Below are 12,830 nucleotides of genomic sequence, written 5' to 3' on the forward strand. Positions count from 1 at the left end.
GCATTGGTATTCTCCTCTTTTACTGTGCGTCTTCAGGTAAGACAGAAAGAGCAGAGAACTTTTCAGCGTTCTTCTTGGCTCTTACCAGCACATAGATCAAAAGAACAATATTTGTCAAAATTGCTACTCCTCCAAGTATGCCACCTACAATAAAATCGTCATTCTTCAAAACCGGATAGTTAAAAATTGTTCCGGCATCATACAGAGTATGTAAAGCAGTTGGAATGATGATTGCCAAAGCCCAGTACAGCTCCGTCGGACCTTTGCCCTTTAATTTGTTGTACCTGGCTCTTCCTATAAACTCTCCCATTATCATGTTCAATGTCATATGAGTGAACACTAAAGGAGTTCTGATTAGTAACACAATAATCGAGTCTCCAAAAGTAAAGTCCTCTACAAACGTAAAGCCAAAGCCAACCGCTGCTCCCAGGAGGATATACTCATAAACATTGCGTACCTTATTTTTCAGAGCAACCAGCGTTATGATGATTGCAAGAAACTTAAACAATTCCTCCACACCACCAGCCATAAAAAATGCTGTAAAGAAAGCTGCCGATAGCGCCTGCATTTTTGCGCCCTCTATCCCGATGATTCTTAATACGGCCAATAACCCAATCCCGGAACCAGCGGAAATCGGTACGCAAATACATCCCAAAACAACCGGCAGGATTGCCTGTAGTTTCCCTATAGGCTCCGGAACTTCCCTTTTGATCATTCGCTGATAGATAAATCCACAGATAACAAATGCAAGTAATGCGGCAATAATTGAAATAATAATTGTTTTTGCGTCCATGAATAATTCTCCTCCTTATTTTGCATTAAATAGGTGTCCTTATAATAATCAGCATCCTTATCTTTTGCTTGGAAACTATCAAAGGTAATGTATGCTGTGTTCCTGACTTATCACTTACTCAAAGCTCTTTTCTTATTCAACCCATCAAACTTATGAACAGTCCTACAAGAGCTGCCGGAATCAGTGCAAACAACAGCCCTGGGAATATAGCCCCTTTTAAATGGAACCACTTCTGATGGTAAGCCTTGTCCATGTGCTCTGTTCCTTCTAGCCTGAACATTTTCATATTTGTAAATAGCACCCAGTCCAGAAAGAGTGTGTCATAGGCTCCAATCCATACCATGAGTCCAAAAGCGATCACGAATCCCTGCCAGTACAAGTTGCTTGCAAGATTTCCACCCAACACTCCTGCTCCATAAACAATATATGGCCCGACTCCAAAGTCTTCCATGAAACAGCTTTTTTCCGTCTTATTCACGAAATCCGTCCGCCTTCCATCGCCAATGTTTTCTCTGCGATCCTCATGGTTGACTCTCTGTGAGATACAAGGAGGACAGTCTTTTCTCTCCCTTCTTCTTTAAGAGATTTCAGAATCACAGCTTCATTGAGACTATCAAGATTGCTTGTTGGTTCGTCGAGAAGCATAAACGGTGCATTATGAAGAAACGCCCTTGCAAGTCCTATTCTCTGCCTCTCGCCGCCGGACAAGGTGCTTCCCAGTTCTCCGACTTCGGTTTCATAGCCCTTCGGAAGCGTCATAATAAAGTCATGTATAGAAGCCTTTTTGCATGCCTGCACAACTTCTTCGTCAGTTGCATCAAGTTTTCCGATGCGGATATTGTTACTAATCGTATCTTTGAAAAGCTCTGTTTCCTGAGTCATGTAGCTTTCCATGTCCCGAAGATCCGCTGTGTTTATCTCACTTACATTTCTTCCGGATACCGAGATTTCTCCATTACAGGCATTCCAGAATCTCATGAAAAGCTTTAAAAGTGTAGACTTGCCACACCCACTCTTTCCAACAATACCGACAATCCTTCCCTTTGGCACCTGCAGCGATATGTTATTCAGCACATTTTCTCCTGCATAGGCAAAAGAAACATTTTTTACTTCCGCACCGTCAAAATCTACAGATGCCTTCCCTGTTATGTCTTCCGTCTCCGGCTCTTCGTCTATGATTGCAAGGACTCTTGCACCTGAAGCCACTGTACTCTGAAGAGTTGTACCAAGTGCCGCAAGTGCGGTAACAGGTCCGAAGGATGACATGAGAGCGATCATCGGTATAAGGAATCCGTCAAATCCAATCTGCCCGGCTTGATAAAGCCATGCGCAAACCAGCAGCATTGCGATATCGGAGATCAGTATCAGCATATTTGCTATCGCCATGTTGGTTCCGGTAAGCTTACTCAAAACTCCCTGTCTCTCCGAAAGCGCTCTCGTTTTATCACTTATCTCTTTCAGTCTCTTTTCTCCAAAGGAATACTGAAGCATATCATCGATTCCCCTTATGCTTTCAAGCATATGCGCTGAAAGTTCTCCTGACTGCGCCCGAAGTTCATCGCCCGTTGTACCGCTCCGCTTTGAAATGATCATGGGAAGAATCACGCCTACAAGAGTAAACGCAATTAGTGCTGCGATACCAAGAAGCGGGTGAAAGCTTCCGATAAACAGGCACATAATCGTTTCCGATACTATAGCGATGCATATCGGCGAGATAGTATGTGCATAAAACACCTCCAGAAGCTCCACATCCGATGTGATGAGAGATATCAAATCTCCTTTATCCCTTCCTTCAAGCTTTGCAGGGCATAGCCTTCTGAGTGCTTTAAACACTTTGTCTCTTATGATTGCGAGCAGCGTAAATGCTATATAATGATTCGTCCGCTGCTCTGTAAACCTGAATATCGCTCGCAGTATCGCAAATGATAAAAGCAGCCATACAAGCATGTTCCAAGATAACTTTGTTTGTATCCCAAGCCCTATGAGAATTGCTTCTCCACCAAGTATCGGAATGAACTCTGCTGTAAGGAAGCCAAGTGTTCCGAGCACGACAGCCAGGATCATAAACCCGGAGAGAGGCTTTACAAGCTTAAGCATTCTTAACAGAATCAGCGCTTTGTTTTGCTTTTTCATGCGATAACACCTCCCTTCCCGTAGTCCTCAAGTTCTTTCTGTGTATTCCACAGCTTTCTGTATACGTTATTCGTTTCAAGAAGATCTACATGCGTTCCCGATCCGGATATCCTGCCGTTATCCATCACAAAGATTCTGTCCGCATCCACAACATTCATAAGCCTGTGAGTGATCATGATAACTGTCTTTTTTTCAGCAAGTTTCTTTATCTCAGAAAGGATAAGTTCCTCACTCTCGATATCAATATTGCTTGTAGCCTCGTCAAATATATATACCTTCGCATCGTGAAGGATTGCTCTTGCCAAAGCAAGCCTCTGTTTCTGCCCACCGGAAAGGTTTCCCGCATTTTCCGTAAGAAGAGTGTCCAGTCCTTTTTCTTCCTTGAAGAATCCGTCTATATTACACTCAGTCAGCACATTCCAAAGTTCTTCCTCTGATGCTTCAGGATTTGCCAAAAGAAGGTTTTCCCGCACAGTTCCTCTGAAGAACGTACTGCCAATACCTACATAGTTGATATTCATAAAAAGATTATCTTCATTGATATCAAAAACGTTTATTCCGGCAATAGTAAGAGTTCCCTGCTTAATCGTATTTCGTCCCATGATAAGAGATGCGATGGTTGATTTGCCACTTCCGCTCTCCCCCACGATACCCGTAAATGTATTCTCCTTTATATCCGCAGATATATGATCAAGTACCTGCTTTTCATCATCATAGGAAAAGCTGACATCTGAAAGTCTAATGTCCAGCCCTATCTCGGAAAGTCTCGCAGTCTTTTCTTTTGGTTCTTCCTCGCTCAAGAATTTAAATATCCTATCGCTTGCGGCCATCCCATTCATAGCCACATGGAAGTAGCTGCCAAGTTTTCTCATCGGAAGAAAGAAATCCGCTGAAAGAAGGATCATAAAGACCGTACTCTGAAGCGTAAGGTTTCCGTCTATAAAGGTTTTTCCCGCAAGTGCAATACCAACTGCGGCACGTATTGTCCAAAATAGCTTTCAAGCTGTTCTACACCTTCCACTGATTCCTGAACAAGTTCTGCGGTTGTCGCATGCTCTCTGTATGTATTCCCAAGCTTCAGTATCTTTTTATATATCTGCTCTCTCATTACGCGCTTTACAGTCTTCGATGCACGATAGCTCATCTGCGTCGTTTTCTTTGTCATGACAAACCGAACAATGAGAACACCTGCAAGTATCGCAAGAGAAATAAGCATCTCATTTACGGTCATTTCCTTGCGATACAGCTTTCCTACCGCATTTGCGATGACAAAGATCATCACTGCGTTCATCATAAGTTCAACCCATTGGCAGATAATGTTACCCACTATGTATTTTTTGCTCTCTGGACACATAGCCATCAATCTCTTATCAAACATTTACTATCTTTACTCCCTTAAAGCGGCTTATTATTTTTTACCATCTGTCACAAAAAAGGATTCTTTGTTTAGACTTTATCATTTACCTCCCGCCTATGCTCATTATGAAATTGCAGCACATGTGACTATTGCTAAAAACAAAGTCAATAACATGTCTATTCCTCCAATCGTTTAACTTTATCTGCAGTTTCATGATATCACTAAGCGTTAGTTGCCGCTAACACTATTTTCAAAAATGATGCCCTGCACAAGCAGAGCATCCGTTATCATGAACTATCAGTTCTATTATCGAATTGTATTTACTTGCTGCAAGCCTTTGATCCCAATTGCTGCATCTTGTGCATCCTCATAATCACCGGCATAGACCTGCATTGGCTTAGCAAACTTTTCTCTCGTTCAGTGTCATGATACGCCTCCTTATCTGTGCTTATTGCACCTTTCTTCATCAATCTTTATTATCTTTCTTACCATCGTTAATCCTCTCTTGTTTCGCTGTATTCTTGTTTGTCAGAACAATATTGGAGTATCACCATACATAATAATTCTTATGATTCCAATAACAACAAGATGTGCCGGATAGTAAATATAGAAAAACCATTTTAGCCATTTAGCTTTTCCTCGCTGTCCGTCATAACGTTTCATAAGCGGATATACAAGGATAACAAACAATTCTATGATTCCGTGAACTTTATTTACAAAGAAAAACGACACTACTGCATACAACATAACCCATAGCATCATGATAAGCGTTTGTTTTTTTAGATCACCGCGATGTCTGTGAATGCCTATGATCGCCAGCACCGCGATACAACTCCAATCCGCAGGAAAAGCACTCCATACAAGTACAAAAATCAGGATATGTTTCAGCACTTTATACCTGAACTCTGAATCCTGAAGCCACAGTACCAACACTGCTATAAACAATGGGTACATGACGCTTGTCTGATTAAAAATACCTGTTTTAAGCGGAACGAAGTTTATTCCAAAAGCAAAACAGTACGCAAAATGCGAGATTATGGCAAATATGCCCAGTCTAAGCAGATACTTTTTTATGTTGTGTGTGTAATGATAGCCCTCTGCGATGAAAAACCACATAATCGGAGCCGTCAGCCTTCCTATAATATGTAGCGCAATAGGAAGCGGCTGTGCCGGGAACGATGGATAGAATAAATTGGCAGCATGATCTATCGTCATGGCAATAATTGCTATTATTTTAAGATGATTGGAGTTTAATTTCTTTTCCATTTTATCCCTATCATAAATTATCCTGAAATATATTCCGAGTTATTGTTTATTCGTTTCCTTCTTAAATATCAAATGATTAAAAAAAGCAATTTTTTTTAATTCTTCCATAGTACTTGTTTTGATTTCCAATGCAAGCATCGATTGATACCATTCATTTGTATACTTGATCTCATTATTCGAAGACAATCCGAAGAATGTCCTTATTCCATAGCTATCGGAAAGGTTGTTCCACCATGTTTCTATAGTCCCTAATTGTTCCCATTTTTCTTACTTCCTTAGCACGTTTTACTGAAATTAATCTTACACAGGGCATATCATCTGAAGGTCAAATGGTTCTTCTTCAGCAATTTCTTTTATTGGGTTAACTGTCAAATCACTCCCCATCGCTCTGTAAAACGCAATCGTCTCCTCTGAAGAGCAAGCAGATATGTACAAAGCTTCCGCACCATTTTTTCTTGCTTCATCTTTTCCTACTTCAAATAATCGTCTGCCGATGCCTAGACCTCTACATTCAGAAGATACCTGCATCATATCAAGAATCATATATCGACCTTTTAGCTGTTTTAATAGCCCTATAAAACCAACAACTCTATCATTTTCTAATGCAATGTATGTAATATATTCATCACTGCTTATTTGCTTGGCTACTGAACGTTTTTTATTTAGATTCCAATCTTCGGTATATTTGCATTCAATCAATATATAGTCCCCGTCAATTCTGCGATATACCTTATTTACATCCTGTTTTCTGTTATATGAATCCAATGAATTTATAGAGAAATTCTTTTCTGATAATAATTCTATTTTAATCAAATAATAAATCTCCTTGCTTCTAGACATTTATACGATTGAAAAGATATATTAACTTTTTTCTATCAATTCTTTAGCATAATCCCTCTTATTCAGTCGTTCGTATCATTCTGACTTCCACAATCGGAGAACCCAGTTTTATTACTTCTTCTCGTCCATCAATACAAAAGCCACATTTTTCATAAAACTTGATTGCACGCTTATTATCCTTAAGTACCCAAACTGCCACCGTTTGGTAATCGAGTTCACCCAAACCGGCTTGCATAAGTGCCTTGCCAACACCGGTACCACAGTATTCTTCCAATACATAAATTGCAAAAATCTCGCCAGTCTCAATTAGTTCTTCATCATGGTATTTTCCATAACCCACAAATCCAACTACCTGATTGCCATCTTTTGCAACTATAAGATTATCAGGCCACTTGAAAGCAATTTCTTCACACTTTGCTAAAGTCATTGAATCCAGATAGCTTTGTTCCACTATTCCTTTATATGCAGCCTGCCATGACTTCCAATGAACATAAGCTTTTCCTTTAATCTCTTCATCAGATTCCATTTTCTTTATCTCAATGCCCATATTCAATCTCCGATGTGCCTTAGTATATTATGCTGAAAGTTAATCTGTTCAGAAATACTTAAATTTATACTTTGTAGCAACTGTTTATAATTATACCTATATCTACCACCCTGTTCAATATTATGTGCATTAGTCTTGCCCCACCATTACTTGAATGTTTTGAAGGCTTTCGGCACACAAAAAAGACCCGGTACATTGTACCGAGTCTTTTGAAATCTGCAATTGCAGATGATTATCTCTTTGAGAACTTTTTCACTGCCTTAAGTGCTGTGTTTGTGGCATTTCCAGGACAAATTGCTGTTTACCTGCTGCGTACGGTAGAAAGCTCAGGACTAATGTGTGCGGTTGGTGGCAACTTTAATAACTGCGACCAAAAATAATACTCTGATCTTACTTTCTACTCATTAAATCCTTGTCTGTCTTTTGTAAGATTCAACTCTTTCTTCTAATATTTGCAGTATCTTGAACTGCCTTTGGCAACCACTCCGCATTTACATAGTCAAGCGGTATCACCAATTCCTGTATCTTATCTTCAAAAGCAGGTCTTTTTATATCATCCGGAAGATAATCCAAACCGACTTCTCGCAGACTGAGAACACTGTCATGAATCCACCCGACAGCCTGTCCATCGCAATATAGGCAATAGCAGCCAAACATCTTCTTTACACTGACGTCTAAATCTTTGAGGCCATCCAGCCATTCTTGAACTATGCACAGTTCTTCGTATGCCATTTCGATGCTCCTTTATACCTTAATCCTCACGCTTAAAGACAAATTATGCCAAACGGTATTAAGTATCTCTCATTTAATGTATCGAATTAAAAATTCAGTAATCCCTATAATTGAGAATCCATTCTCATCTAGTGTTTCACCAATCGGTCTATTTACAACAAGTATCTTTTGTACTTGATCATTTAACTTAAAATAAGGACGTATTTCTCTTTCTCTTGTTTCTGCATTAGAGATATCAGCAGTTACCTGTATATAAAGAGATCTAAGCCCTTTAGTGGCATAAAAATCCACTTCATTATTTTTCCTTATAGATTTTCCATTTTTATCTTTTTCAACAGTGTCAAAAGCACCGACATTAACAGAATAACCATTATAACAAAGCTCATTATAAACAATGTTTTCAAGCATTTGTCCTTCATCAGGAAATGCGAAATTAAGTCTGGCATTGCGTAATCCAGTATCTATAAAATAATACTTTCTGAGCGCACCGATTTCTTTCCGTCCTTTTAAATCATAGCGTTTTGCCTCACGCAAAAGGAAAGCATCTTTAAAGTAACTAATATAGTTTTCAACTGTCTGTTTATCGATATTTTCATTTCTAACACTTTCAAATGTATTGGCTATTTTTTCTGAATTAAGTAGTGAGCCTGTTGAAGAACTAATAATATTACATAGTTCATCCAAGGCCTCTCCTTTTTTCAACTGATTTCTTTCAACAATATCAGCGAAATATGTAGTAGCGAACAAGCTCTTTAGATATTCTTTTTTCTCTTCGTCGCTTTTTAATACAGCTAACGGCATTCCACCGTATTGCATATATGAATATATTGCTTCAGTTGCTGAACCTCCGACATATCCATAATATTCTTCAAATGACAGCGGAGACAGCTTTATGTTTGTTGCCTTATCTCTAAATTCAGTAACAATATCTGAAGACAACATTTTAGAATTTGATCCCGTCACATATAAATCTATATTTTTTTCTCTTGAGAGTCCGAGCACAACATCTACAAATGAGATTACCTCAGTATCATTAGCATTCGCCAAAACATGTTTACCATCAGTGAAATTTGGATTGATTATAGGATATACCTTCTGTATTTCATCAATAAATACATAATAATTTTCATTTTCTTTGCATCTTTCCCTTATATACGCTCCTAGTTCCAAAGGATCACGATACTTACTATTTTTATCATCATCTAATTCCATGATAATTATCCTATTCTCTGGAACTTTCTCCGAAAGCAAGTATTCTCTATAAATTTCTTTAAGAAGAAAAGATTTTCCACATCTTCTTACACCTGTTATCACTTTCGGAAATCCATTATTTCTGGCATTGATCAACTGATTCAGATATCTATCTCGCTTTATCATATAATCTCCTAAATTGTAGAATTCTACATTTTTATCAATTACATATTACCACTTCGCATTATCTTAATCAACAAAGTTGTAGAATTCTACACTTTTAGCGATTATCACAATTCAATAAAAAAACACCCCAAGACAGTTGTCCTGAGGTGTAATAAATCGCATATAATTGTCCAAAGACGTAATACGTTGTGAAACGATTATCTCTTTGAGAACTTTTTCACTGTCTTAAGTGCCTTGTTTTGGGCATTCCTAGGGCGAGTTGCTGTTTACCTGCTGCGTACGGTAGAAAGCTCAGGGCTACTGTGTGCTGCTGACTTTTTCATCTACTCAAAAAAGATTCCTTTCAACAACTTCTTTTTGCCTTCTTTGTAGTAAAAAATCTCCTACCATCTCATAGAAATCTTTTTCTTCTTCAGTCTCAATAATAGCATATTTATAGGCTTTTTCAAGTTTCCTCCAGAATTCTCAGTCCTTCCTTATAATCCTGTCCCAAAACTTCCTGTGTCTTTTGGAAGTCATATTTCTCATGTAGCCTGTCATGAACCCTTAAGAACTCTTTCTTTCCGTATTTCCTTATATATAATGCCTGAGCCTTTGCTGCATTTGCTCCGTCATTTGATGGAATATAGAACCCTTTATTGCAATTTTCGAGCTCATCACACTCATAACATCCGTCCAAATCTTTTTCCTTACAGCATTTCACATTCGGACATATTCTGTCCTCAGCACAGGTGGCAAAAGAGCAGACATTGTACTTCGTTCTGCAGGATCCGCACCACTCTGAAAGGAAACAGTGATTACAGGAAAAGCCACAATAAGCAATAGGATCAACACCCTTTCGTGCTATCTTGCAGAGTTTATTCTTGATGCGGCGCATGGCTTCGATATGCATGATCCAGTGACGGCTAAATGGCATCTGAATCAGTCCTTTTATATCCTTTCCGCACCAGTAATCAATCAGCCAAAAGGCATTCTCATTCTCACTGACACTTTTACTGCGGATAAGTTTTTCCTTTACATCGCCGCCGAATTTTTGCTTTAAATCCTTGTATGTCAGATTTCCAAGAATCTGATCCGTAGACTCCTTTACAGCTTTTACATACAGATATAGTTCTTTAATATTCAGTTTTTCTGAAAACTCTGCAATCTCGTTTCCCTGAAGTTCATTACCCGTAGTAATAATAGGTGCGCCAATGCGATTATGAAAGTCATGTGTAAAAAGGATTTGACTATCCCCTGCTATCATCTCATGGGCAACTATATCTTCAATCCTGAAAATATGCCAGATAGAATAGGCAAGGGTTTTACTGTGATATCCGTCCGCACCCGCAAAAGGCATTTGGGCAAAAGCCTCATCCGGATATCCACTCACAATCTGTGTGATCTGCTCAAACATTTCCTCACGAAAAGCCAAAAGCTTCTGAATAGCATCTTTAAAGGTTGCTTCCTTCGTCAGCAATTTCTGTATTTCTTTATTGTTTTCTGACCATGATTTGTCCATAATCTATCTTCTCTCATCGGTTAATCCAGCATTATTATTCCATTGTTCTTTCTTACATTTTAATAAAGTCATATTAAAATAGGCAAGCCTTACCCTTAATCTTTAAGCCCAAAAGTGGACCACTAACCCCGTCCCCAGGGAGTCTTTTTATTGCTACTTTATGCTATTGCTTTAGTTCTTTTGCCAATTAAACAATAGTATGTCACCATGAGCATCAGAAAAGCGCCTATCCATGCAGATACTTCAGAAATGGCAATTCCCTTAAATCCGTTCCTTCCTACCAAAAAGCCAAAGATCAGTCTCATAATGACTTCGAGCCCGCCTGAGAGCATTGGTATAAAGGTATTGCCCAACCCCTGAACAGAGTATCTGTATACAAAAAGCCAGCCCAGGGCAAAAAAGCTTATTCCCATGATCGGCATGAAATCGGTACAATAACCGATTATCATGTTGTCAGTCAGCAGCATCCTTGCCAGGCTTCCGGGCACAAATATCATAAGGAGCGATATAGGCACATTCACAAGTGTAGAGAGCATCAGGCCCTGTCTTACTCCTGTGCGTATCCTGTCATATTTGCCAGCGCCCTTATTTTGCCCCACAAAGGTCATCATGGAAAGACCTACGGACATTCCGAACTGCTCAAAGAGTGATGCAAATTTCATGCAGGCTGAATAGGCTGCCACATATGCGCTTCCCATAAGATTTACGAAGTACTGCAATACCATGGTCCCTGCAGCTGTGACCGAATTCATAAGTGCCACAGGAAGTCCTATTTTCATCAGTTCAACCAATATATTCTTTTCATCTGCTTTTTCCGACGTGTCTTTTCCCAGACTCATAAAATCGATGGTTCTAAGCTTTTTAAGGCACAAAAGGTATGATACAAACTGAGAGACCACTGTTGCCACTGCTGCTCCGACAACTCCGGTGCCAAAGGCCATTATGAAAATAATATCAAGCATGATGTTCACGAGTGATGAACAGATCATAGCAGTGAGGGGCGTTCTGGAATCTCCCATTGACTGGAGAATTGTAATCTCAAGGTTATTCATAACCGTCACTACAATTCCCAATAAGATCACAACAAAATATCTATACGAATCGTCAAAGATATCTTCAGGAGTGTTCAAGAACGTCAGCATCTTATTAAGCAAAGAAACGCATACAACAGTAAAGGCTATTCCAAACGTGATACTGAGCTTCTTGGCTGCTCTGATGTATGCATTCAGCATAGCCATATCGTTTTTTCCAAAGCTCTGGGCAAAGGTTATGCCAAATCCTCTGGTCATCCCCACAACAAATCCAAGTATAAGGAAGTTAAGTGTCCCGGTTGCCCCAACAGCAGCTAGCGCCTGATCCGAGATTCCCTTGCCAACTATAATGCTATCCACAAGACTATATAGTTGTTGGAAAAGATTTCCCCATAATAAGGGCAAAAAGAACAGTATGATCTGTTTCATACTGTTTCCTGAGGTCATATTTTGTGTGGTCTGTTCTGTATTTGTCATGTCCGCTCTCTTTGGTCTTTCTCTTAATGTTAATTATTTAATAGTTAAGATCATTTAAGTATCCGGGCTATTCCCTTTGCAAGACGCAAATCCGCATCTTTGAAATGATTTCCGGGATTCATTTCAAACGTAGTTTCTATGCCCTTATTCTTGTATTGATCATAAATTTTTCCAGTCTTATCTTCAACTGTGCTAAGAAGCGCGTTGCGAGTGCGTGCCTCTCTATCGCCAAGGGAAAAATATACTCTTGAAGGCATTTTACCAAAATTATTTTTTTCTGCATATTCTAAAAATGAAGGATACCACATAGATCCGGATGCACTTACTGCTCTTGAGAACACATCAGTCCTGTACAAGCTGCAAATAGCGAACAATCCTCCAATTGAATAGCCTGCAATAGCCGTATATTCAGGCTCTGCACCAAGCTCAGCTTTTATAGCAGAGATTATGCTTCCAGTCAGCTTATCAAGATATTTATCTGCCCCTCCTGTGTAGGGGCTATCATTTTTATACAAAGGAGCACATTCCCAGGGGGCATCTCCTCATTCCAGTTAATGGTCCCTGGGGACGAGGTTAGGGACCATTTTTCACGCGTAAAAAAGACCCGGTACATTGTACCGAGTCTTCTGAACCCTGCAATAGCAGAAATATTATCTCTTTGAGAACGATTATTGAAGTGAATGTGCCTTATTTTAGGCATTTCTACTTCAAGTTGCTGTTTACCTGCCTCGTACGGTAGAAAACTCAGGACTACTGTATGCGGCTGGTGGCAACTC

At 39.4% G+C, this 12,830-nt stretch carries 13 protein-coding genes; all 13 read right to left on the reverse strand.

All coding sequences use genetic code 11. The features are described 5' to 3' along the window. Positions 1–19: 19 nt before the first annotated feature. Positions 20–793: a PrsW family glutamic-type intramembrane protease gene (locus FXF36_RS01150; RefSeq protein WP_151622073.1), complete on the reverse strand. Its 774-nt coding sequence runs from the start codon at positions 791–793 to the stop codon at positions 20–22. 136 nt (positions 794–929) lie between these two features. Beyond that, complete coding sequence (locus tag FXF36_RS01155) at positions 930–1,271, reverse strand: hypothetical protein (protein ID WP_243143554.1); 342 nt, start codon at positions 1,269–1,271, stop codon at positions 930–932. After that, complete coding sequence (locus tag FXF36_RS01160) at positions 1,268–2,926, reverse strand: amino acid ABC transporter ATP-binding/permease protein (RefSeq protein WP_151622074.1); 1,659 nt, start codon at positions 2,924–2,926, stop codon at positions 1,268–1,270. The genes FXF36_RS01155 and FXF36_RS01160 overlap by 4 nt, the downstream gene beginning before the upstream one ends. Further along, positions 2,923–3,831, reverse strand: coding sequence for an ABC transporter ATP-binding protein/permease (locus tag FXF36_RS01165; protein WP_243143555.1), 909 nt, complete (start codon positions 3,829–3,831; stop codon positions 2,923–2,925). The genes FXF36_RS01160 and FXF36_RS01165 overlap by 4 nt, the downstream gene beginning before the upstream one ends. Positions 3,832–3,863: 32 nt before the next feature. Beyond that, a complete protein-coding gene (locus FXF36_RS16520) occupies positions 3,864–4,304 on the reverse strand; it encodes an ABC transporter transmembrane domain-containing protein (RefSeq protein WP_243143556.1) in 441 nt (146 codons plus the stop codon). Between the two features lie 507 nt (positions 4,305–4,811). Then, on the reverse strand, positions 4,812–5,549 hold the full coding sequence (locus tag FXF36_RS01170) for a TraX family protein (RefSeq protein ID WP_022766775.1): 738 nt from the start codon (positions 5,547–5,549) through the stop codon (positions 4,812–4,814). Between the two features lie 300 nt (positions 5,550–5,849). Further along, on the reverse strand, positions 5,850–6,362 hold the full coding sequence (locus tag FXF36_RS01175) for a GNAT family N-acetyltransferase (protein ID WP_167511250.1): 513 nt from the start codon (positions 6,360–6,362) through the stop codon (positions 5,850–5,852). Between the two features lie 85 nt (positions 6,363–6,447). Next, positions 6,448–6,936, reverse strand: coding sequence for a GNAT family N-acetyltransferase (locus FXF36_RS01180; RefSeq protein WP_151622076.1), 489 nt, complete (start codon positions 6,934–6,936; stop codon positions 6,448–6,450). Between the two features lie 432 nt (positions 6,937–7,368). After that, positions 7,369–7,668, reverse strand: a complete 300-nt coding sequence (locus FXF36_RS01185; RefSeq protein WP_151622077.1) for a hypothetical protein — start codon at positions 7,666–7,668, stop codon at positions 7,369–7,371. Between the two features lie 69 nt (positions 7,669–7,737). After that, complete coding sequence (locus tag FXF36_RS01190) at positions 7,738–9,045, reverse strand: ATP-binding protein (protein ID WP_151622078.1); 1,308 nt, start codon at positions 9,043–9,045, stop codon at positions 7,738–7,740. A 445-nt stretch (positions 9,046–9,490) separates the two neighbouring features. Beyond that, positions 9,491–10,546, reverse strand: a complete 1,056-nt coding sequence (locus tag FXF36_RS16825) for a DUF3795 domain-containing protein (RefSeq protein WP_151622079.1) — start codon at positions 10,544–10,546, stop codon at positions 9,491–9,493. Between the two features lie 158 nt (positions 10,547–10,704). Continuing rightward, a complete protein-coding gene (locus FXF36_RS01200) occupies positions 10,705–12,054 on the reverse strand; it encodes an MATE family efflux transporter (RefSeq protein WP_151622080.1) in 1,350 nt (449 codons plus the stop codon). A 50-nt stretch (positions 12,055–12,104) separates the two neighbouring features. Beyond that, positions 12,105–12,569, reverse strand: a complete 465-nt coding sequence (locus FXF36_RS01205) for an alpha/beta hydrolase-fold protein (RefSeq protein ID WP_151622081.1) — start codon at positions 12,567–12,569, stop codon at positions 12,105–12,107. Positions 12,570–12,830 lie beyond the last annotated feature (261 nt).

The sequence above is a fragment of the Pseudobutyrivibrio xylanivorans genome (assembly GCF_008935055.1).
Classification (GTDB): Bacteria; Bacillota; Clostridia; order Lachnospirales; family Lachnospiraceae; genus Pseudobutyrivibrio; species Pseudobutyrivibrio xylanivorans_A.

Excerpts from the sequence above, each read along its gene's own strand:
- FXF36_RS01180 (WP_151622076.1), bottom strand. The coding sequence starts at position 6,936 with ATGGGCATTGAGATAAAGAAAATGGAATCTGATGAAGAGATTAAAGGA.
- FXF36_RS01170 (WP_022766775.1), bottom strand. The coding sequence starts at position 5,549 with ATGGAAAAGAAATTAAACTCCAATCATCTTAAAATAATAGCAATTATT.
- FXF36_RS01185 (WP_151622077.1), bottom strand. The coding sequence starts at position 7,668 with ATGGCATACGAAGAACTGTGCATAGTTCAAGAATGGCTGGATGGCCTC.
- FXF36_RS01150 (WP_151622073.1), bottom strand. The coding sequence starts at position 793 with ATGGACGCAAAAACAATTATTATTTCAATTATTGCCGCATTACTTGCA.
- FXF36_RS01190 (WP_151622078.1), bottom strand. The coding sequence starts at position 9,045 with ATGATAAAGCGAGATAGATATCTGAATCAGTTGATCAATGCCAGAAAT.
- FXF36_RS01165 (WP_243143555.1), bottom strand. The coding sequence starts at position 3,831 with ATGATCCTTCTTTCAGCGGATTTCTTTCTTCCGATGAGAAAACTTGGC.
- FXF36_RS16520 (WP_243143556.1), bottom strand. The coding sequence starts at position 4,304 with ATGTTTGATAAGAGATTGATGGCTATGTGTCCAGAGAGCAAAAAATAC.
- FXF36_RS16825 (WP_151622079.1), bottom strand. The coding sequence starts at position 10,546 with ATGGACAAATCATGGTCAGAAAACAATAAAGAAATACAGAAATTGCTG.
- FXF36_RS01200 (WP_151622080.1), bottom strand. The coding sequence starts at position 12,054 with ATGACAAATACAGAACAGACCACACAAAATATGACCTCAGGAAACAGT.
- FXF36_RS01160 (WP_151622074.1), bottom strand. The coding sequence starts at position 2,926 with ATGAAAAAGCAAAACAAAGCGCTGATTCTGTTAAGAATGCTTAAGCTT.